This window comes from Dietzia sp. UCD-THP (genome assembly GCF_000349585.1).
GTDB classification, from domain to species: Bacteria; Actinomycetota; Actinomycetes; order Mycobacteriales; family Mycobacteriaceae; genus Dietzia; species Dietzia natronolimnaea_A.
Window position 1 is genome coordinate 31400 of record NZ_AOSR01000051.1, and the last position, 21449, is coordinate 52848.

Consider the following 21449-nt stretch of genomic DNA (forward strand, 5'->3'; position numbering starts at 1 on the left):
GCGGTCTGCTCGATCCGTCGGACTGACCGCCGGGGCGGGCCCTCATCCCGGCCCGATCGCCCATCCCGTCGCCATCTGCCCGGCGAAGACCGGCAGCCGCGCGAGGATCCGGTTCTGCTCGGCCCGCGGCCGGAAGCCCACGTCCAGGTAGCCCGGCGCCTCCGCCGGCCGGTCGCGCACGAGCGACCGGAACGCCGGCACGAGATCCTGCTCGATGTACTCCCAGCGTGGCTCCCGGTCGGCCCAGTTGAACGCGGGCAGAGGCGTGTGGAGCGCCGTCTGCTGACCGTTGACGTCGGCCCTCACCGTCAGCGGCCGGAACTCGCCCAGGGTGGAGGCCCCGGGGATGTCGGGGGCACCGCCCACGGTGGTGAGATAGGTGAGCACCCGACCGAGGTCCCCCCGGCCGGCCGCCGTAGCGTCCCACTGGTCGGCGATGATCTGGTTCTGTTCCCGCGACGCCATCCGCAGCAGTGCCTCCGACCTGCCGTCAGGCGAGCCCTCGTCGAGCCTCTGCCAGGCCTCGAGCACGTAGTCGTCGTACGCCCCGCCGGCCGCGAGTTCCCTGACCGCAGGCATGCCCCCCGCCAGGTAGGCCTCGTGCATCGGCACCATGTCCATGAAGATGTTGCGCTGCATGATCAGCAGCCGGTGCAGGTACCAGTCCACGTCGGAGCGCGTGAGAGTCGGGCCCGCCGTGGCCAGCAGTCGCACATCGCGCGGCATCTGCGCCGCGAGCTCCCACGGCACGCCGCCCAACGCCTCACCGATCCCGGTTCCAGCCTGGTGCACCCCGGGTACGTCGAGCACCCCACCCACCTCGTCGAGGTCCCAGAACCCGGCCGCGAACGACATCCCGGCCAGCCCAGCCATCCCGGTCCACCAGAACCCGTCGTGCGTGCCGTAGAGCCGCAGATAGTTCACATAGACCTTGTCGACCGTCTCCAGGTTCGCCTCCAGCCCCCTCTCCGGCGCCCAGGCGTCGAGGTCTATCCCGGCATTCTCCGCACCGACCGTCAGCCAGTACTGGCGCGTGAGGGTCGCGTATCGCTCCGGTGCGACGCCCGCCGCGCGCACCACGGCGAGTGCCGCGGCCAGCTCCTCGCGGTCGGTGGTCAGGGCGGTGGAGAACCCACCGGGCAACTCACCGTGGGGATTGTCCGCCACGACGTCCGTGTAGACGGCGTACGCCTGCCCGCTGACCACGGCGGGCTGATGGACGAACGACATAGCGGCCACCATGACGACGGCGATGACCTGGCCGAAGACACGCTGGGATCGACTCATCTCTTGTCCCCTGAACCGCTGAATGTGATGTGTATCACCCTATGGCACCGGGAGTGCCCCCATGGTCGGACAGGCGGTATCGCGGACCCCGATGACGGGAATCGGCGGGTCAGGGACGACAATGAACGGCGTACAGTGTCGATCTACTCTCCAGGCGACAAGGAAGTCCACGTGAGCACCTCCATCGATCGGGCCCCGACCCGGAGCGCAACCCGAGATCTCGCCCAGATCGCGGTGTTCGCCGCCCTCATCGTCGTCCTCGGCCTACCCGGTCAGATCAGCATCGGCTCCGCGGGCGTACCGATCACGCTGCAGACGCTCGGCGTCATGCTCGCCGGTGCGCTTCTCGGCTGGCGCAAGGGCCTGCTCTCGGTGCTCGCGGTCATCGTCATCGGTCTCGCGCTCCCCGTCCTCGCCGGCGGTCGCACCACACTCACCGCACTGGCGAGCCCCACCGCGGGATTCCTCCTCGGCTGGCTCCCGGCCGTCGTCGTGATCGGGCTTCTCACCGCCCTGATGATGCCCCGCTACCGCCTGATCCCCGGGCTGCTCATCAACATCCTCGGTGGCATCGTGGTCATCTACGCCTTCGGCGTAGTGGGCATGCTCATCCGCACCGAGCTGACCCTGACGGCCGCGATCGCGGCGAACGGTGTCTTCGTGCCCGGCGACCTTCTCAAGGCGGTCATCACGGCCGTCGTCGCCGTCCAGGTCCACAAGGCCCGACCCGGACTGATCGCGCCACTCCGCGGACAGCGTCCGTCCCAGACGTGACCGACCCCGTGTGGCAGGTGCCCGCGTGGCGGGCGCCCGCGTGACCCGCGCCAGAGAGGCCGAGCACCGCGGCACCGAGATCCGTTTCGACGGCGTCAGCCATTCCTACGGTGACCGGACGGTCCTCGCCGACATCGATCTGGTGTTGTCCGAGAGGCGCATCGGGATCATCGGCGTCAACGGCGGCGGCAAGTCGACGCTCGCGCGCATGATCAACGGGCTGGTCGTGCCGTCCTCGGGAACGGTGACCGTCGACGGCCTCGACACGCGCCGCAAGGGATCCCAGGTCCGCCGCCGGGTCGGCTTCTGCTTCACCGATCCCGACACCCAGATCGTCATGCCCACCGTGGCGGAGGACGTCGACTTCTCCCTTCGTCGGTCGGGCCTGAGCCGCGAGGATCGACGACGACGGGTCGAGCAGGTCCTCGCCACGTACAACCTCGCCGACCACGCCGATCACCCCTGCCACCTCTTGTCCGGCGGCCAGAAGCAACTCCTCGCCCTGGCGGCGGTGCTGGTGATCGAGCCCTTGGTGATCGTGGCCGACGAACCCACCACCCTGCTCGACCTGCGCAACCGCGCGCTGGTGTCCGAGACCTTCGCCGGACTGGCCCAACAGCTCGTGGTGGTGACCCACGATCTGGATCTGGTCGCCGACTTCGACCGCGTGTTGGTGGTGGACGGTGGCCGGGTGGTGATCGACGATGCCCCCGCGGCCGCGCTGTCCGGGTACCGCCGGATCGCGTTGCATTCGGGCTCGGGGGCCGGTCCGGGCTCGGGGGCCGGTCCGGGCTCGGGGGCCGGTCCGGGCTCGGGGGCCGGTTCGGACCGGGAGACCTAGGTGTTCGCCACCTACCAACCCGGACACTCGCTGCTCCACCGTCTGCCGGCGGGGCTGAAGATCCTCCTGGTCTGCGCCCTGATCCTCGCGGTGTCACTGTCGGTGCGGCAGGCCTGGCACGTCCTGCCCGCACTGGGGTTCGCCGCCGCGCTCTACGCGATCGGGCGGATCCGTCCGCGCGCCGCCTGGGACCAGGTTCGTCCCGTGCTGCCGATGCTGATCGCGATCCTGGTGCTGCAGTGGATCGTCGCCGACCTCGACACCGCGGTCCGGGTGAGCGGCGCGCTGCTCGTGGCGGTCGCCGTCGCGGGTCTGGTCGCGCTGACCACCAAGGTCTCGGACATGCTCGACGCGGTCACCCGGGCCGCCCGGCCGCTGCGGCACCTCGGGGTCTCACCGGATCGCGTGGCGCTCGTGCTGGTGCTGACCATTCGCGCGATCCCCCTGCTCGCCCGCCAGCTACGCCAGGTGACCGAGGCCCGCAAGGCCCGCGGGTTGGGCATGTCGATCCGGGCGCTGGTGGTGCCGACGGTGCTCGGAGCACTCACCACGGCCGACCAACTCGGCGACGCGTTGGCGGCCCGCGGAGTCGACGACTGAGCTCCCCCGGCGCTCCCCTCGGCCCCGCCGACCGGGTCAGCGACGCCGACCCTCGCGCCACAGCAGTCCCAGGAAGAACATGCCTCCGATCACCACGGTCACCACCCCGACCGGGATGGGTAGCGGGAAGGCGTGTTGTGCCACCAGGTCGCTCACCAGGAGCAGCAGGCCGCCCACCAGTGCCGCCGGGAGCACCCGGTCCGTTCGGGTGAGAAGTCGAGCGACGTGGGGGGCCACCAGCGCCACGAACGCGACAGGCCCGGCGGTTGCCACCGCGACGGCCGCCAGCAGCGTGGCAGCGGACAGCAGGATGACCCTCGTGGAGCGCATCCGGACCCCCAGCGCGATGGCCGCCTCATCACCCAATGCCAACGCCCGCAGCCCTCGGGCCTGGCTCCAGATCACCACGGCGGAGAGCAGGAGGAAGAACAGAACGGGACGGAGTTCCGCCCAGCCCCGGCCCTGCAGCGAGCCGGTGAGCCAGATCTGGGCGGTCACGGCGCTCGCCACGAACACCCGCGAGAGCAGATGGGCCACGTACGCCATTGCCAGTGCCCCGAGGGCGACACCGACCAAGACCAGGCGAGCGCCGCTCAACCCCCGCCACCAGGTCAACGCCACGATGAGCCCCACCGTGATCGCGGCGCCGATCAGCGCGCCCAGCCCGACCTGGGCGATCGATCCCCCGGTCACCAGGATCACTGTGGCGCCACCGGCCGAGGCTCCCTGCGTGACGCCGATGATGTCCGGGCTGGCGAGGGGGTTGCGGGTGAGCGCGCAGAAGACGGCTCCCGACGCCGCCAGGCTGGCGCCCACGACGACGGCGATCAGCGCCCGCGGCAGCCGGCGTTCGGTGACGAAGAATCCGGTCGTCCTGTCGGGGGCGTCACCGAACAATGAAGCGACCGCGTCCGGGGCGGTGACCCGGAACTCCCCGATGAGCAGCGACCCCGCGATCAGGACACAGGTCGCCAAGGCCAGGACCACCGTGACCCACGCGGTCCTGCCATCCCACCGCACCGAGTACCCGCCCAGCCGCAGGACCCTCTCGCCCGTCGGCAAGGCGGCGGTGTCCGTCGCACCGCGGGGCGGGGCCGATGCCCTCACGTCACCCCCACCCGTCGGCGGGACGCCAGGTAGACGATCAGTAGCGGCGCGCCGATGAAGGCGGTCACGACGCCCGCGGGAGTCTCGGCGCCGCCTCCGATCACGCGGCCGATCACATCCGCGACGAGGAGCAGCGCGGGTGCGAGCGCCATCGACAGCGGAACCACCCGCCGCAGGCTGGGGCCGACCAACCCCCGCGCCAGGTGCGGGATGATCAAGCCCACGAAACCGATCGGGCCGGCCAGCGCGGTCGCCGTCCCGGCCAGCAGCGCCACGGCGACCAGGCTCCAGACCCGCACCCACCCGGGGCGGACTCCGAGCGAGATGGCGGAGTCGTCCCCCAGCGCGATGGCGTCCAGGCCGCGTAGGAGGAGCAGTGCGATGATCCCGCCCCCCACGATCAGCGGGACCACGCCGAGCACCTCGTCGACGGGTCGAGCGGTGAGCGAGCCGACCTGCCAGTAGCGGTATGCGTCGAGGATCTGTTCGTCGAGGACGACGAACGCCTGACTGATGCCGGACAGGGTGGCAGCCAGGGCGACGCCGGCCAGCGTGAGCCTCACCGGTGACGACGCCGCCATCGACGACGCACTCAGAACCAGGATCACGGCCGAGGCGAGGCCTGCTCCGACCAGGGCGAACCAGACGGTGGACGCCAGGCCCAGGCCTCCGGTGACGGCCGCACCGACCACCACCCCGAGTGCCGCACCGGCGTTGACACCGAGAATTCCGGGGTCGGCGATCGGGTTGCGCGTCACCGCTTGCATCAGCGCCCCGGCGGCCCCCAGCGCGGCCCCGCAGACCAGCCCCAGCACGGTCCGGTTGACGCGGAGCTCGCCCACGATCCCCACCACGCTCAGCGATCCCCGCCCCAGGAGCGCCTCGACCACCTCATCGGGCGGGATCGAGCGGGCCCCGATCGCGAGACTGGCCACCACCGCGAGTGCGAGCACGACGAGCGCCACGAGCACCCCGACCACGACCACGACCTCACCGCGTATGCGGCCCCGGGGTCCCCCGTCGATCTCCGGTGGGACGGCGGGGTCACTCCGCGTCGGTCTCACAGCCACGGTGGAACTGTATCCGACCGCTTAGGTAAGCCTTTCCTCGCTATGGTTTGATTCTCTTTCATGAGCACTTTTCTCCGACGGCGCCGTGCAGTGCCGTCCCTCCTCGCCCTCGCCGTCGCCTCCGTCATCACCCTCGCCGGCTGCTCGGGAACGGAGGACTCCCCCGAATCCTCGGCGCAGGACGCGTACACGGTCACCCACGCGATGGGCGAGACCACGGTCGGGGCCGCCCCGGAGCGGGTCGTGGTGCTCGACTCCCCGCACCTCGACGCCCTGATCGCTCTGGGGCACACTCCGGTCGGCATCACCGAGTCCAGCGCCGGCACCGGCGCCCCGCCCTACCTCGGCGAGGTCGACGCCGAGCTGGTCGGTCTCACCTCGGAACCCGACATCGACAGGATCGCGGCCCTCGCCCCGGATCTGATCATCGGCGCGAAGGTGCGGCACGAGGCGATCTACGACGAGCTCTCCGGTATCGCTCCGACGGTGTTCTCCGAGAACTCCGGAACCGACTGGCAGGAGCAGGCCCGCATCACCGCCGCCGCAATGAACGAATCGGACGAGATGGAGAAGCTGATCGGCGACCTCGACACCCGGATTGCCGAGGTCGGGACCGCGGTGGGGGCCGAGGGGACGACGCTCTCGATCGTCCGTTTCCGGCCGGACAACTTCCGTCTCTACGGACCGGAGACGTTCTCGGGCTCGATCTTGTCCGACATGGGCTTCGAACTGGGCGACCGTGAGTGGAACGAATACTCGATGGCAGAGCTCTCCCCGGAGTTGTACGAAGAGATCGACGGCGAGGTCGTGTTCTTCACCAACCCCGGTGGCGATCCCTCGGCCACCACGATGGCGACGGTGACCGGCCTGTGGAACGACATCCCCGCGGTGAAGGACGGTCAGACCTACGAGGTGGACGACGAGACGTGGATGATCGGCATCGGCGTCCTCGGCGCAGCCGAGATCCTCGACGACGTCGAGCAGACCCTGGGGTGATGTCACGCGCTGTCTCGACCCCACTCGACCACCCGGCTCCCCTGACGGCCGAGGGGGCGCGGCTGGCCTACGAGCGCCGGGTCGTGACGACGGATCTCGATCTGAGTATCCCCGACAGCGCCTTCACGGTGATCGTGGGGCCGAACGCGTGCGGCAAGTCGACGCTGCTCAAGGCACTGGCCCGGGTCATCACACCTGACCGGGGCCAGGTTCTTCTGCACGGCCGGGACATCAGTCGTCTGCGCACCCGCGAGGTCGCCCGCAGGGTGGGCCTGTTACCGCAGGGGGCGGTCACGCCGGAGGGGATCCGCGTGGGTGACCTGGTGTCCCGTGGTCGGCATCCACACCACAGCCCGCTGCGCCAGTGGAGTCTGGGAGACGATGCCGCCGTGGCGGAGGCGATGGCCGCCACCTCCGTCACCGAGCTCGCAGACCGTTTCGTCGACGAACTGTCGGGCGGCCAGCGGCAACGGGTGTGGATCTCCATGCTCCTGGCCCAGCAGACGCCGGTACTGCTGCTCGATGAGCCGACGACCTACCTCGACATCTCACACCAGTACGACGTGCTGGACCTCCTGCGCGACCAACACGAGTCCGGTCGCACGGTCGTCGCGGTCCTCCACGACCTCAACCAGGCCGCCCGCTACGCCTCGCACCTGGTCGTCATGAAGGACGGGAGTGTGGTCGCCGCCGGCCCGCCGGGCGACGTGCTCACCGCGACACTGGTCGAGGAGGTGTTCGATCTGCCCAGCCTCGTCGTCCCCGACGCGGTCACCGGGACCCCCACCGTCGTCCCCCTCGACCGACGTCGCCGTGGTTGACCCCCCACCTCGCCGCGCGGGTCCTCGGCCCGGTGAGTGGGCGAGACCGACGGTCCAGAGGCGGGCCGGACCCGACCGCCGCTGAGTATCGTGGTGATCATGCCCCGCACCCATCGGAGAGCCACCCGCAACAGCTCCATTCGCGTTCCCGGCAGTCCTCGCCCGGAGCCTTCCTTCGAGCAGTCCACGAGGCCCTCCACGGAGCTGGCCGTGCGCTCGACGCCCGTCGCCGGGATGGTCGGCTCGGCATTCGGGGTCGCGGCGGCGGTGACGCGCCTGGCCCGCCCCAAGGCTCTCCACCCCCGGGGCGTCGTCGCACACGCGACCCTGAGCGTCACCGGGGTGGGTCGGACGGGTTCGCCGCTCCTGGACATCACGGGCAGGTGGCCCGCGACGGTCCGGTTCTCGCGCGCCGTGGGCCTACCGGACATCGTCCCCGACATCGGCGGCATGGCCATCCGTGTCCACGCGGAGCGCCCGGTGGACATTCTGCTCGCGAGCACGGGCATGGGCCCGCTGACCCGCTATGTGCTCACCGCGGGATGGCGGACGACCGGCCGCACCATGACGTCGATGTTCCCCGTGCGGATCGCAGGCCGCCAGTTGCTGTTGGCCGCGATCCCCACGGGCGACGGCGGAACCTGGACTCTCCAGCACGCCACCCCCCTGGGCAGGTGGGAGACCCTGGGTCGACTGTCGGTCGACACCTGGGAGGACGACGACGAGAACCTGCACTTCGACCCCGTGGGTAACCGCCTGCCCGGATCGCGGTATCCGCGCCTGCTCGGCGCTCTGCGGCACCCGTCGTATCCCGCACCCGACGAGGGTGCCGAGGCGACCTGATCGGTCGACCGGTTCAGGATTCGGCCGCGCCCCGGCGCCAGTACCCCATGAACGACACGGCCCGCTTGGGCATCCCCGCCCCGTCGACGGCGAGTCGTCGCATCGCCCGGACCAGTGCTGCCTCCCCGGCCAGGAACACGTAGGGATCCCCCGCGGTGACGGTGGTGGCGGTCTGCCACTCCCGCTCGGCGGGGCGGCGTCCGTCGAGGACCGACTCGACGCACTCGTGACCCACGCCCAACACTCCAGCGAGGTGGTGCACGAGGGCGTGTCCCCGCTCGCCGGACCTCGCCAGGATCGTGACCGACTCGGGTGCCTCGGCCGACAGCGCGGCCACGTCGGCAGGGGTCGGCACCTCGATCACGACGCGGACGTCCCTCGCCCCCCGAGGTTCCGCGGCGAGTTCCTCGGCGATCGACAACAGGGCCGGCGCCGCGGTCTCGTCTCCTCCACACACGACCCGACCGGCGGCCCCCGGGTTCCACGCCGCCCACGGGGCGTGTCCGAGCCCCGGACCGGCGATGTGCACGGTGTTTCCGGCCTGCACCGACCGCGCCCACCCCGACCCCGGCCCCTCATCCGCTCCGGGATGGATCACCACGTCCACGGTCAGTGCGGGGACCTGCGCACCGTCGATTGTCATCGTGTCGGCCCGGCGCACGGTGTAGGTCCGCATCCACCCACGGTCCTCCTCGGGCAGGGCCAGCCACTCGCGGATGCCGTCCGGGTCGGGGACGATCCCCTGCCCGCCGGGCGGGGGGACGAACACCTTGAAGTACGCATCGCGCACCGTTCCCGGGTCCACCACATCCCGCGACCACCTGGTCAGGTCCGGGCCGGCCAACACCAGTCGGAGGAACGACTCCCCGAGCGCACATACCCGGACCACCCGGGTCTGCGCGACGAGGATCGGAGCCTCCACGGCCATCGCTGTCATGCTGTCCCCTTTCGTCGTCCCCGCGGCAGCACCACCGGCTGGCCGGTGAGCGGGTCGCTGATGATGTCGGCTTCCAGGTCGAACACCCGTCGCAGGGTCTCGGGGTTGATCACCTGCTCGGGCGGGCCCGCGGCCACGACCCCGCCCTCGGCCACGGCCACGAGGTGGTCGGCCACGCGGGCGGCCAGGGTGAGTTCGTGCAGGACCGCGACCACCGTGCGGCGGCCCGGCCCCGGGGTGCCCGGTTCCGGTTCGTACCCGGCTGGCAACGGGAGATCCCGGACCAGGTCCAACACGTCCATCTGGTGGGCCAGGTCGAGGAACGAACACGGCTCGTCCAGGAGCAGGGTCGGGGTCGCCTGGGCCAGAACCAGCGCCACCCACACCCGCTGGCGTTGGCCGCCGGAGAGCTCGTCGACGCGACGATGGGCGAAACCCGCAGTTCCGGTCAGTGCCAGTGCCTCGGCGACAGCGGGCTCGTCCTGGTCCCCGGGCCCCCACCAGCGTCGGTGCGGGTGGCGACCGCGCGCCACCAACTCGGCCACGGTGAGGCCCTCCGGAACCAGCGGTGACTGCGGAAGGAACGCCACGGCCCTGGCGTGCTCGCGAGCTCTGACGCCGGCCAGGTCCCGCCCGGAAACTTCGATCGATCCGGCCAGTGGGGTGAGCTGCCGGCCCAGCGCCCGGAGGATCGTGGACTTGCCGCAGCCGTTGGCCCCGATGAACACCGTGGTGCGGCCGCTGGGGATGTCCAGGTCCAGGTCGCGGATCACGGGGTCAGTGCCGTATCCCAGAGTCAGCCCGCGCAGGCGGAACGCGGGATCAGGGTCGGGCGGGACACCGTGGGGCATCGTCGTCGCGTCGGGGGTGACGTGGGTGGTGACACTCATCAGGCGACCTTTCGGGAGCGCAGGAGGATCCAGAGCATGGCGGGGGCGCCGAGCGCGCCGGTCACCACACCGGTGGGCAGGTCCACCGTGGCCAGGGCCTCGGAGGCGACGATGTCGGCGACCACCACGATCACCGCGCCGGTGAGTGCGGCGGCCACGATGTGGGGGCGTCCGCGGCCGAGGGCGGTGGCGATCGGCGTGGACAACAGGGCCACGAAGGCGAGCGGACCCGCCACGGCGGTCGCGGCTGCCGCGAGCAGGGTGCCCACGCCGAGGGCGCCCGCACGCGTGGGTACGGGGCGGGAGCCCAGGCCCAACGCGAGCTCGGGGCCCAGTTCCGCGGGCCGCAGGGCGGAGTGGAGCCGGAGGGCCAGGGGCAGGAGGCACACCAGGGCGACCGTGAGCCAGACGATCCGCTGGCCGGACGCACCGGAGAGAGAACCGACGGTCCAGACCGCGGCCTCCTGGGCACCCGCCAGAGGCAACCGGGCGATGAGCTGGGTCACCACAGCAGTGCCCAGCGCGGCCACGGCCACCCCACCGAGGAGGAACCGCTGGCCCACGATTCCGGTGTGGCGCCCCGCGGAAGCGCTCAGGACGATCGCCAGGGCCACCGCGGACCCGAGGAGCGCCGCGGGGATGATCGCCACCCCGCGTAGTCCCCAGAACGCCATCCCCGCGACCGCCCCGGCCGACGCCCCGTGGGAGATGCCCAGGATGTCGGGGCTGGCGAGCGGGTTGCCCAGAACTCGTCGGAACAGTGCCCCTGAGGCGCCGAACGCCAGACCGGCCAGGGCGCCGAGTACCGCCCGGGGGAGTTTGTCCTCCATCACCACGAAGGTCGCGCCCGGGATGCTGGCGCCACCGACGATCGCCAGGAAGTCCGGGATGGTCACCGTGTACCTGCCCAGGAGAACGCGGACGGCCATGGCCGCCAGCAGGGCGCAGACGAGCCCGAGTACCACGAGCAGGGTGCGGTTGCGGCGGGTGGCGGCGAGTCGACGGATGACCTCTTCCGTCTCGGCCACCTCGCTCGCGGGCCGGTCGAGAACAGCGCTACTCATGAGGCGCTCACCCCCCGGTTCAGGCGCAGCATCGCGATGAGGAACGGCACGCCCATCGCCACGGTCATCACTCCGACGGCGATCTCACCCGGTGGTGCGATGACGCGCCCCACGGTGTCGGCGAGGAGCAACACGACGGGGCCGATGACCACGGACAGCCCAAGGACCACCCTGTTACCCACGCCGACGAGCCGGCGCAGCAGATGCGGGACGAGCAGCCCGAGGAAGGCGATCGGGCCCGCCAACGCGGTGGCGACCCCGGACAGGATCACCACTCCCCCCAGGACGACCGCCCGTCCGGCCACCGGCCCGACCCCGAGACCGCGCGCCAGGTCGTCGCCCAGCGCGAGCGCGTCGAGCGACGCCGCCCCGGCGAGGACGAGTGCGAGGCCCAGGAGGATGAACGGTAGTGCGGCGCTGATCTCCGGGGCACCCGATCGGGCCACCGACCCCAGTCCCCAGAAGCGGAACCGGTCGAGCACCCCGGGGAGCGCGATGACCAACGACGCGGTCATCGCCGTGCATCCGGCGGTCACGGCCGCTCCGGCCAGGACCAGACCGGTGCCGGAATCGGCCCCGAGCCGCCCGGCCCCCACGACCACCAACCCGGCGGCGAGAGCCCCGACGACGGCGAAGACCGCGACCGCGGTCGGGCCGGCGGTGGGCACCAGGGCCAACCCGAGCACCAGCCCGAGGGCGGCGCCCGCGGTCAACCCGAGAAGTCCCGGGTCGCCGAGCGGGTTGCGGGTGGCGCCCTGCAGCCCGGCGCCGGCGACCGCCAGTGCGGCGCCCACGACGATCGCGGTGATCGTGCGGGGGACGCGGGCGCTCACCACCGCCTCGTCCATGCCCGCTCCGGCCCCGGGCGCCACGGCCGCGGCGAGATCGCCGGACATCACCTGGGACGGCAATCCGGCCAGTACCGACAGGACGACAGCGGGATCGACCGACCGGGAACCGAGGAAGAGCGACGCGGCCACCGATGCGACGAAGAGCACCGCCGCGGTCACGCAGCCCACCACCACTCGGCGGCGCCCCGGATCAGGGCTCGCGAGGGCCTCGGACGGCCCCGCGGTGGCGGGGTCGACCCGGCTCGTCGCGGTCACCTGCATCGGTCAGTTCTGCTCCGCGGCGGAGATGATGTCCGGGACCACGTTGTCGAGTGCCCAGGGCAGGCTGAGCGGGGACGCGGCCGAGATGGACAACACCTGCTGCTCATCCGTCTGGACCACCATCCGGCCCGCCTCGATCGCGGGGATGCGGCCCAGCAACGGGTCCGCCTCGATCGCGGCGCGGACGTCGGGTGAGGCGGCGTAGGTGACCAGGATGTCCGAGACCAGCTCGTCGGCCCGTTCAGGCGACCAGGTCACGGCGAACTGGTCGGCGGCGCCGGTCGAGGCCTCGGAGATCACGGGGGCCTGGACCATGCCCAGCTGCTCGAGGAACCGCGGTCGGTTGTCCACGTCGGTGAAGGCATAGATCTTCTCGGCTGCGCCGGGGTCGACCGTGCCGTAGATGAAGGTCGTCCCCCGGATACCCGGATGGTCGTCGGCGACCCGGGCGATCTGGCCCTCGACCTCGTCGATCAACTCCTCGGCGCGTTCCGAGCGGCCGAGCGCCTCTCCGATGAGCCGCGTGGACTCCTGCCACGGGGTGCCGAAGGCGACGTCACCCTCCGGCATCGCGATGGTGGGGGCGATCTTGGACAGGGTCTCGTACTCCTCGGCGGTCATCCCGGAGTAGACACCCAGGATGATGTCGGGCTGGAGGGCTGCGATGGCCTCGGTGTTGATGCCGTCCGTCTCCGAGTACAACTCGGGCATCTGGCCCCCGACCGCCTCGAGCTCGGCGTCGAACCAGTCAGTGGATCCGGCGGCGTTCCCGCCGAACGAGTTACGCGGCATACCCACGGGCACCACGCCCAGCGCCAGAGAGACGTCGGCATTGACCCAGGAGATCGTGGCCACCCGCTGGGGCGGCTCGGTGATCTCCGTCTGCCCGTAGGCGTGGGTGATGGTGCGGGGGAACTCCCCGTCCCGCTCGATCTCGGCCGCCGCTCCCGATTCCTGCGAGTCACCCACTGAACCCGTGGTGCACCCGGCCAGAACCGCCAATACGGCGACGAGCGCGGTCAGGATCAGCACCACCCGTGCGCGGCCAGCAGCGTCGACCGTTCGCAGACGGAACGGGATGGCGGTTGAACTCATGGGGTCTCCGAAGTGGACTCGTGGCCGTTAGGCATGGCTTACCTTATCGGGGAAACAGTAGGGCGGGGAGGGCCACGGCGCAAGGGCGACCCTCGGTATTCCCACCGAGCCTGGGGCACAGCGTGATTCACGTCACCCTACCGTTGCTTAGGTAAGCCTAGCCTCCTACGGTTCGCCGGTACCCATATCCCCGATCGGTCGGAGCGCCCGTGAACGAACATCTGTTGAGTCAGCGGACCCGGAAGGACCATGCCGCCGCTGTGGCCGCGGCGACCGCCGAGGTGGGAAGGTTCCTCGGCGGTCGAACCACTCCGCGCTCGCCGGCCTCTCCCGCCCACCTCGCATCCCTCACCGAGGCGGTGGACCTGTCGACGCCCCTGGGGACGCTCGACAAGGCCCTGCTGGAGGTGCGCGGGCTCTACCTCGATCACGCCGTCGGCTACCACCATCCTCGGTACCTCTCTCATCTCAACTGCCCGATCACCATCCCGTCACTGGCCGCTGAGACCCTGGCCACGTCGGTCAACACCGCGGTGGAGACCTGGGACCAGGGCACCTCTGCGTGTCTCATCGAACAGAAACTCATCGACTGGGTCGCCGACCTGATCGACTTCGACCGGCCGGATCACCTCACGCCCGACGGCGTGTTCACGACCGGTGGCTCGCAGTCCAACCTCCAGGCACTGTTCACCGCGCGGGAGGATCGCCTCTCACGCCCCGGCCCCGCGGGGACCGCACCCGGCGACCGTGGCGTGCGGTTGTCCCGGTTGAGGATCGTCACGGGCGAACACGCCCACCTCAGTGTGGTCAAGTCCGCGCGGCTGCTGGGTCTGGACCCGGACGCGGTGATCACCCTTCCCGGCGAGGGAGACCGCATGGATCCCGCCACCCTGGACCGGGCTCTGTCGTCCGTCGCCGATGCCGGCGAGGAGGTCGCCGCGGTCGTCGTCCTGGCCGGCACCACCGATCACGGCGCGATCGATCCGCTGCGCGCCGTGGGAGAGGTCTGTCGCCGTCATGACGTCTGGCTGCACGTGGACGCCGCGTACGGCGGGGGGCTCCTGGTCTCACCCACCCGTCGCGATCTACTCGACGGGATCGGGTCGGCGGACTCGGTGACCGTCGACTTCCACAAGACCTTCTTCCTGCCGGTCGCCGCGTCCGCGCTGCTCCTCCGCGACGGCTCCGGCTTCCGCCACTCCACGGTGAGCGCCGACTACCTCAACCCCGCCGACGGCGACGACCACGCGGTGGACAAGTCATTGCAGACCACCCGCCGCTTCGACGCCCTCAAACTCTGGATGACGCTGCGTGTCCTCGGCGCCGACGGGATCGGCCGCATGCTCGACGAGGCGATCGACGTGGCCCGGCGCATCGGTCGGACCATCGACTCCGATGACGATTTCGAGCTCGTCCGCCGCCCGGCCCTGTCGACCGTGTTGTTCCGCCCGCGACCCGAGGGGTGCGACCCCGACGAGGCCGACGCCCTGGTCCGTCCCGTCAGGGACGCGCTGTTCGCCGAGGGACGCTCGGTGGTCGCGGCGACGGTGGTGGACGGCAGGCCCTGCCTCAAGTTCACCGTCCTGGACCCCGAGTTGTCGGACCGCGACGTGACCGCCGTCCTCGCCGACGTCCGGGCGGCCGCTCGGTACCTGGCCGACGGGATGCGGCAGGCCACGTCCGCGGGGGTGTTGTCATGAGCGAGAAGATCCACGACGTACTGGGGGTGGGTATCGGTCCGTTCAACCTCGGACTGGCGTGCCTTGCCGAGCCGCTGGGGGTCGACGCCGTCTTCCTCGACGCCCGCGAGGGCTTCGCATGGCACCACGGACTCATGTTCGACGACGCGACGATCCAGGTCCCCTTTCTCGCCGATCTGGTGACGCTGGCCGATCCCACCTCGCCGTACTCGTTCCTGTCGTATCTCAAACAGATCGGGCGGTTGTACCCGTTCTACATCCGCGAGAACTTCCAACCGCTGCGCGCTGAATACGACGCCTACTGTCGCTGGGCCTCCGAACAGGTCAGTGGGCTCCGGTGGGGCAGGGAGGTGGTCGACGTCCGGCGCGAGACGGCGGACGACGGCGGCGTCGAGGCCGGGAGCTCCCGCGAGTACCAGGTCGAGGGTCAGGCCGCGGACGAGGACGGACCCGTCTACAGGATCACCGCGATCACCTCCGACGGCACCGAGACCTACCGCACGCGGCACCTGGTGCTCGGTATCGGCACCACACCGTGGTCACCGGTCGACACGACCTCCCTCGTCGGCGGTTCGAGGTGCACCGGCCGACGGGTGGCACTGCACGCCGCCGACTATCTGCACCGGCGCGGGGAACTGCTCGAGCTGGACTCCGTGACGGTCGTGGGCAGCGGCCAGTCCGCTGCCGAGATCTACCACGACCTGCTGGCCACGTCGGGGGACTCCGGACCCCGCGTGGACTGGATCACCCGCTCCCCGAGGTTCTTCCCCATGGAATACACCAAGCTCACGTTGGAGATGACCTCCCCGGAGTACATCGACCACTTCCACGGGCTCGACGCCGGGACTCGTGACCGTATGCTCCGTGACCAACGTTCCCTCTACAAGGGAATCGACGCCGAGTTGATCAACCAGATCCACGACCTGCTCTACCGCCGGTCCGCCCACGGACTGGACACCGGGTTGTTGGTGGCCGCGACCGCCCTGGACGGCGCCACCACCGCCGAGTCGCACATCAGTCTTGACCTGCGGTGCACCGACACCGGGCGGACCTGGGGGCACCAGACGGAGGGGCTGGTCATGTCTACCGGGTACTCACCCACCACTCCGCGGTTCCTCGACGGGATCGCCGCGGAGATCGACTGGGAGGACCCCGGCCCCGATCAGACCCGCGCGGGTCGGCCCCGCCGATACCGGGTGGCGCGGGACCACACCATCGACCTCGCCCACCGGCGGATCCACGTGCAGAACGCCGAGGAGCACACCCACGGCCTGAGCGCGCCTGACCTCGGGATGGGGGCGATGCGCAACAGCATCATCCTGCGGTCCGTCACCGGTCGCGAGGTCTACCCGGTCGAATCACGTATCGCGTTCCAGCGGTTCGGACCCCCGGCCGACGCGCCCGCCGAACGACACACCCCCACCGACCAGCAGGCCCAGGAGACCCGATGACCCACACCGTCAGTACGCCCGCCGGACTCGTCTCGCTCTCGAGCCTGCCCACGGACCCCGACACCATCGGGACCCTCCACGCGTGGCTTTCCCACCCCGGATCGGCCTACTGGGGCATGCGACACATGACGCTCGGGCAGATCTCGGAGTTCTTCCACGACTGGCAGGCGAGCCCGCACCGGCAGGTCCACATGGCGCATATCGACGGACTGCGGGCGGGTCTGGCGGTGTTCTACGACCCGGCCGCGGTCGAGCTCGATGGTAGGTACCCCCATGAACCCGGGGACCTGGGCATGCACCTGCTGGTCGCCCCGTCGCGGACCCCCGTCCCGGGCACCACCGCCGCCGTGATCGGCGCCATCTGCGAAGCCGCCTTCGGGCCGCTCGGTGCCCGGCGTGTGGTGGTGGAACCGGACATGGACAACACCGCCGTCCACCGGCTCAACGCCCGCGCGGGATTCCGGGAGGACGGTCCGCTCCGCCTGCCGGACAAGACCGCTCTGCTCTCCTTCTGTGACGCCGACGATTTCCGGGGCTCCGAGATCGGCCGGACCACCCGGTCCGTGTCGTCGTCCTCTCCCTCACACGCCGCGGCACCTCACGCGCACCTCTCCGGCCACGCGATGCGGCGGGCGCACCGTCACCTGTGCGCCAAGGCGCTGGCCGAGTTCTCCCACGAGCGGCTGCTCTCACCGCGGGCCACGGCGGAGCCTGATGTGTACGAGGTGCGCGCGGGGTCAGAGACCTGGACTTTCCGCGCGCGGGTCCTGCCACTCGAGCACTGGGTGGTGGACGAGGGGTCGCTACGGCGGGAGGCCGGGGGGGGAGCCGGCCGAGCCCGACGCCCAGGCCCTCGTCACCGCGTTCGCCCCTGTGCTCGGGATCCCCGGGTCGTTGGTGGGTATCTATCTGGAGGAGATCGCGGCCACCCTCGGCTCCGCCGCGTTCTGCCTGCACCACCGCGACCGGCCGGCTCAGGAACTCGCCACGGCGGACCTGCAGGAGGTCGAGGCCGCGATGACCGAGGGGCACCCCGGTTTCGTGGCCAACAACGGACGCATCGGCCTGGGGTTGACCGACCGGCACCGCTACACACCGGAGGCCCTCACGACGGTGAAGCTGGTCTGGCTGGCCGCCCGCCGCGATCGTAGCCACCTCGCCACCGTGTCCGGCCTGGAGGAGCGCGAGCACTATCTCCGCGAATTCGGCCGTGAGGATCTCGACCGGTGCGACGCACGGCTCCGCGAGCTGGGCCTCGCCCCAGAGGAGTACCGCCTCCTCCCCGTCCACCCGTGGCAGTGGGAACACAAGATCTCGGTCGCGTTCGGCCCCGACCTGGCACGACGTGACCTCGTCCACCTGGGTGAGTCCCGCAGCGATTACCGCGCGCAGCAGTCCGTGCGCACCTTCTTCGACGTGAGCCGGCCCGAGCGCGGGTACGTCAAGACGGCACTGGCGGTGCAGAACATGGGGTTCACGCGCGGACTGTCTCCGCGTTACATGCGTGACACCCCGGCGGTCAACGACTGGGTGGCCGGCCTGGTGGCCGACGACCCCGTGCTACGGTCTCTCGACTTCGGGATCCTGCGCGAGATCGCCGCGGTGGGGTACACCGGCGACGCCTACCACCGCGCAGCCGCATCCGGCGTCTCGGAGGAGGGTCCGCACACCAAGATGATCGCCGCCTTGTGGCGCGAGAGCCCGGTACCGCGACTCTCGGACGGCGAGCGGGCTTTCACGCTGGCATCACTCCTGCACGTCGACCTGCACGGCCGACCCCTCGTCGTCGAACATCTCGAACGCTCCGGGGCGCAGGCCCGCGCCTGGCTCCGCGCGCTACTCGACGCCTACGTCCTGCCGGTCGCCCGCTGCCTGCTCGCCCACGGGCTGGTGTTCATGCCCCACGGGGAGAACGTGATCGTGGTGATCGGACCGGACCACCTCCCTCGGCGTGTGCTGTTCAAGGACATCGGCGAGGAGGTGGCCGTGGTGACCGACCGTCCGCTCCCCGCGGGGATCGAGAGGATCCGGCACGTCGTGGATGCCGAGACGGCTGCGCTGAGCATCCACACCGACGTCATGGACGGGGTGCTGCGCCACCTGGCCGCGATCTGCGACGAGGCCGGTGTCCTGCCGGCATCGGAGTTCTGGGAGGAGACGCGCCGGTGTCTGCTGGCACTGGTCGACGGTGGCGGGGACGTCGCCGCCCCTGACGGCGATGGCGATGGAGTCGAGTCCGCCATATGGCAGGCGGTCTTCTCCCCACGGTTCCGACACTCGTGCCTCAACCGCCTGCAACTGCGCGACACCCGGCAGATGGTGGACCTGACCGACCAGGCGGGCTCGTTGCAGTTCGCGGGCACCCTCGACAATCCCCTCGCGGTCGATCCACTCGCACCGGCCCCGTCAGATGCCGCGGAACGGCCCGAGGATCGCACGAGTCGCGAAGGGCGTTCCGAACACGTCGGCCGAGAAAAAGGGGTGCGGAACGCTCTTACCGATGACGGAGTCCGCAGCGTGTCGTAGCGTCACTGGGATGAACGGGCGGGAACTCCAGAAGTGTGCGGCGCTGCGAGCGCGCGAACTGCCTGCGACCACTCTGGAGTTCCCGTTCGGGCCCGACGTGGACGTCTACAAGGTCCGGGGCACGATGTTCATGTTCCTCACCGTGGTCGACGACGAACCGCTGGTGGTGCTCAAGGCGTTTCCACCGGACGGCCTCGCCCTCCGTGAGGCGCATCCCGACATCACGCCCGGCTACCACATGGACAAGAAGCACTGGATCTCATTGCACCCGGGCGGAGGACTCGGCCCCGACATGATCGAGGAACTGGTCACGGAGTCGTACCGGCTCGTGGTGGCCGGACTCCCCCGCGAGCAACGACCGGTCGAGCCGCACGCATTCGGACGCGGTCAACGCTGATCCGGTCCGGCCACCCCGGGTGGTCGTCAGTTCTCCGCAGAGACCTCGGGCGTCGGTTCAGGCGACACCGAGGATCCGGAGATCGACCCGAGTCGCTCCTCACCCAGTGAACCCTCCACGGCATCGACGGCCGAGTCCGTGCTGACGGAGCCGGCCAGCGAGCCACCCACCACCGGGACCCCCTCGATGACGGCCCCGACCGACCCCGGGACATCCCCACGGCTCAGGAAGTCCACGGACTCCGCGACGGGCTTGACGACCATGCACACGACCCCGATGGGCGGCAACGGTATGCCCGCGAGGTTGGCAGCCGCACCGGCCACGGTGCCGACCGCACAGGCGGCGCTCGCGACCGAACCGACCGGGCCGGAGGTGTACCCGGGCAGAGACCCGGTGACGGAGGCCGGAAGCAGCTCGCCGGCCGAGCCGAGACCGCCGGTGTCCCCGTCGGTGTCCGTTCCGGCGGATCCGGACAGTGACGCCGAGTCGAGGGCGCCCGAAGACAGGCCGTCCGCGCTCTGGGCTGTGGCGGCGCCGGTCGAGAAGACGAGAAGTGCGGCGGCCAGCGCTCCGGCGCAGGCGATGGATCTGGTCACGATGATCTCCGAGCATGACGGGGCGCGCGGCCCTCGGCGGATGGATGAATAACGAGTCCATCACATATCCGCCGGGAGCGGGGCGGTGTTACGCCACGGCCCACACGCGCCGATGACGCGAACCCGCTCGGCGCCGGTCCCCACCGCACTCCGGCCGGATGAGGGAGAGTGGAGCCATGACCGGGATCCCGACACGCGCCGCCGCCCACTCACTGGCCGACGTGATGCCGTCGATCGCCTCCTCGCTGGGGGTGGACGTCCGCAACCCCCTACAGCTGCCGCCCACGCGGGATGCTGTGTTGGTCCTGGTCGACGGTCTGGGCGCCGAACTCATACGGGAGCACGCCGACGTCGCCCCCACCCTCGCGGCGATGACCACACGCATGATCTCCGCCGGATTCCCCGCCACCACGGCCACGAGCCTGACCAGCCTCGCGGTGGGCGCACCGTGTTCACGCCACGGCATCATCGGCTACAGTTTCACGCTCCCGGACGAGGGCGCCGACACTCCCACCGTGTTCAACTCCCTGCGGTGGACCACGGGTTCAGCAGAGGGGCCGTCCGCGCTGGACCGATTCCCTCCGCGCGAGGTGCAGGTACTGCCGAGCCTGCTGGAGCTGCTCGCGCAGGACGGTGTCGACGTCACCTACGTCATGCGGGAGGACTTCCGGCACTCCGGACTCACCCGCGCCGCATTCCGCGCCGACGGCGACTATCGGCCGGCGATCTCACTGGAGGAGATCCGCGAGGCGGTGCTGGGCGCCGTCTCCGGATCGTCGCACTCCCGGCGGTTCGTCTACTCCTACTTCGGCGACCTGGACCTCATCGGGCACATCCACGGTCCGGGCTCGGCCGAGTGGCGTCGGTCCCTTCACGACGTGGACGCCTTCGTCGCCGACCTGGCGACTGATCTGCCCCCCGACTGCAGGATGGTCGTGACGGCCGACCACGGGATGGTCGCGGCCGACACCGTCATCGATATCGATTCCACCCCGGCGCTCCTCGCGGACGTCGACGCCGTCGCCGGCGAGGCCAGGGTGCGGCACCTCTACGCCCGGGCCGGGTCGGGACCCGCGGTCCAGTCTGCTTGGAGTGCCGAACTGGGGGGCCACGCCCGCGTGGTGAGCCGGGAGCAGGCACTCGACGAGGAGCTGTTCGGTCCGGGCCGGGATCACGCCGAGCGACTCGGCGACGTCATCGCGATCGCGACCGGCGGTGTGATCCTCGCTCGCTCCCACCACGAGAAGATGGAGTCGAGTCTCCTCGGCCACCACGGCGCGAACACCGCGGCCGAGCAACACATCCCGCTCGTACTGCGGTGAGCCGTTGGCCAGGTCGGCAG

At 70.7% G+C, this 21449-nt stretch carries 20 protein-coding genes and 1 pseudogene; 12 read left to right on the forward strand and 9 right to left on the reverse strand.

All coding sequences use genetic code 11. From position 1 onward, the window contains the following. Nucleotides 1-42 precede the first annotated feature (42 nt). Nucleotides 43-1287 (reverse strand): hypothetical protein, encoded by a 1245-nt coding sequence (locus H483_RS25365; RefSeq protein WP_017836089.1) that lies wholly within the window; start codon nt 1285-1287, stop codon nt 43-45. 171 nt (nt 1288-1458) lie between these two features. On the opposite strand from H483_RS25365, the gene H483_RS25370 reads away from it, so the two are divergent. The 3 genes from H483_RS25370 to H483_RS25380 are packed head-to-tail and all read left to right on the forward strand — an operon-like array spanning nt 1459 to nt 3502. Beyond that, the gene (locus H483_RS25370) at nt 1459-2061 is read left to right on the forward strand and encodes a biotin transporter BioY (RefSeq protein ID WP_017836090.1); all 603 of its coding nucleotides are present in this window, start codon (nt 1459-1461) and stop codon (nt 2059-2061) included. Nucleotides 2062-2086: 25 nt separating this feature from the next. Beyond that, nucleotides 2087-2902, forward strand: coding sequence for an energy-coupling factor ABC transporter ATP-binding protein (locus tag H483_RS25375; protein WP_017836091.1), 816 nt, complete (start codon nt 2087-2089; stop codon nt 2900-2902). Further along, nucleotides 2903-3502, forward strand: coding sequence for an energy-coupling factor transporter transmembrane protein EcfT (locus H483_RS25380; protein WP_017836092.1), 600 nt, complete (start codon nt 2903-2905; stop codon nt 3500-3502). It abuts the gene before it with no gap. A gap of 36 nt (nt 3503-3538) precedes the next feature. Here H483_RS25380 and H483_RS25385 read toward each other — a convergent pair whose 3' ends face one another. Continuing rightward, the gene (locus H483_RS25385) at nt 3539-4609 is read right to left on the reverse strand and encodes an iron chelate uptake ABC transporter family permease subunit (protein ID WP_017836093.1); all 1071 of its coding nucleotides are present in this window, start codon (nt 4607-4609) and stop codon (nt 3539-3541) included. After that, nucleotides 4606-5679, reverse strand: a complete 1074-nt coding sequence (locus H483_RS25390; protein WP_017836094.1) for an iron ABC transporter permease — start codon at nt 5677-5679, stop codon at nt 4606-4608. The genes H483_RS25385 and H483_RS25390 overlap by 4 nt, the downstream gene beginning before the upstream one ends. Before the next feature lie 60 nt (nt 5680-5739). Here H483_RS25390 and H483_RS25395 point away from each other — a divergent pair, with 60 nt between their 5' ends. The 3 genes from H483_RS25395 to H483_RS25405 all read left to right on the forward strand — a co-directional run bounded on the left by H483_RS25395 (nt 5740) and on the right by H483_RS25405 (nt 8339). Beyond that, nucleotides 5740-6675: an ABC transporter substrate-binding protein gene (locus H483_RS25395; RefSeq protein ID WP_042329133.1), complete on the forward strand. Its 936-nt coding sequence runs from the start codon at nt 5740-5742 to the stop codon at nt 6673-6675. Continuing rightward, on the forward strand, nt 6675-7496 hold the full coding sequence (locus H483_RS25400) for an ABC transporter ATP-binding protein (protein ID WP_017836096.1): 822 nt from the start codon (nt 6675-6677) through the stop codon (nt 7494-7496). The genes H483_RS25395 and H483_RS25400 overlap by 1 nt, the downstream gene beginning before the upstream one ends. Nucleotides 7497-7595: 99 nt before the next feature. Then, a complete protein-coding gene (locus H483_RS25405; protein WP_193746849.1) occupies nt 7596-8339 on the forward strand; it encodes a phosphodiesterase in 744 nt (247 codons plus the stop codon). A gap of 13 nt (nt 8340-8352) precedes the next feature. Here the strand turns inward: H483_RS25405 and H483_RS25410 are convergent, their stop codons facing one another. The 5 genes from H483_RS25410 to H483_RS25430 are packed head-to-tail and all read right to left on the reverse strand — an operon-like array spanning nt 8353 to nt 13437. Continuing rightward, nucleotides 8353-9276 carry a siderophore-interacting protein gene (locus H483_RS25410; RefSeq protein WP_052308370.1) on the reverse strand — a complete coding sequence of 308 codons (924 nt, stop codon included), beginning with the start codon at nt 9274-9276 and terminating at the stop codon, nt 8353-8355. After that, on the reverse strand, nt 9273-10166 hold the full coding sequence (locus tag H483_RS25415; protein WP_017836099.1) for an ABC transporter ATP-binding protein: 894 nt from the start codon (nt 10164-10166) through the stop codon (nt 9273-9275). Before H483_RS25415 ends, H483_RS25410 begins: the two co-directional genes overlap by 4 nt. Next, nucleotides 10166-11230, reverse strand: coding sequence for an iron chelate uptake ABC transporter family permease subunit (locus tag H483_RS25420; protein WP_042329135.1), 1065 nt, complete (start codon nt 11228-11230; stop codon nt 10166-10168). The genes H483_RS25415 and H483_RS25420 overlap by 1 nt, the downstream gene beginning before the upstream one ends. Further along, nucleotides 11227-12342, reverse strand: a complete 1116-nt coding sequence (locus H483_RS25425) for an iron ABC transporter permease (RefSeq protein ID WP_017836101.1) — start codon at nt 12340-12342, stop codon at nt 11227-11229. Before H483_RS25425 ends, H483_RS25420 begins: the two co-directional genes overlap by 4 nt. A 3-nt stretch (nt 12343-12345) precedes the next feature. Further along, nucleotides 12346-13437, reverse strand: coding sequence for an iron-siderophore ABC transporter substrate-binding protein (locus H483_RS25430; protein ID WP_017836102.1), 1092 nt, complete (start codon nt 13435-13437; stop codon nt 12346-12348). Between the two features lie 209 nt (nt 13438-13646). Here H483_RS25430 and H483_RS25435 point away from each other — a divergent pair, with 209 nt between their 5' ends. From H483_RS25435 to H483_RS25450, 5 genes and pseudogenes are all read left to right on the forward strand, one after another. Continuing rightward, nucleotides 13647-15137 carry a pyridoxal-dependent decarboxylase gene (locus tag H483_RS25435; protein WP_017836103.1) on the forward strand — a complete coding sequence of 497 codons (1491 nt, stop codon included), beginning with the start codon at nt 13647-13649 and terminating at the stop codon, nt 15135-15137. Continuing rightward, the gene (locus tag H483_RS25440; protein WP_017836104.1) at nt 15134-16588 is read left to right on the forward strand and encodes a lysine N(6)-hydroxylase/L-ornithine N(5)-oxygenase family protein; all 1455 of its coding nucleotides are present in this window, start codon (nt 15134-15136) and stop codon (nt 16586-16588) included. The genes H483_RS25435 and H483_RS25440 overlap by 4 nt, the downstream gene beginning before the upstream one ends. Nucleotides 16589-16713: 125 nt before the next feature. Next, a pseudogene (locus tag H483_RS40010) lies at nt 16714-17004 on the forward strand (GNAT family N-acetyltransferase); the annotation flags it as partial. A 481-nt stretch (nt 17005-17485) separates the two neighbouring features. Continuing rightward, a complete protein-coding gene (locus H483_RS39860) occupies nt 17486-19114 on the forward strand; it encodes an IucA/IucC family siderophore biosynthesis protein (RefSeq protein WP_202959098.1) in 1629 nt (542 codons plus the stop codon). Nucleotides 19115-19124: 10 nt separating this feature from the next. Then, entirely contained in the window at nt 19125-19511 is a 387-nt protein-coding gene (locus H483_RS25450; protein ID WP_017836106.1) for an MmcQ/YjbR family DNA-binding protein, read from the forward strand. A gap of 26 nt (nt 19512-19537) precedes the next feature. Here H483_RS25450 and H483_RS25455 read toward each other — a convergent pair whose 3' ends face one another. Beyond that, on the reverse strand, nt 19538-20107 hold the full coding sequence (locus H483_RS25455; protein ID WP_017836107.1) for a hypothetical protein: 570 nt from the start codon (nt 20105-20107) through the stop codon (nt 19538-19540). Nucleotides 20108-20283: 176 nt separating this feature from the next. On the opposite strand from H483_RS25455, the gene H483_RS25460 reads away from it, so the two are divergent. Beyond that, nucleotides 20284-21429, forward strand: coding sequence for an alkaline phosphatase family protein (locus H483_RS25460; protein ID WP_017836108.1), 1146 nt, complete (start codon nt 20284-20286; stop codon nt 21427-21429). Nucleotides 21430-21449 lie beyond the last annotated feature (20 nt).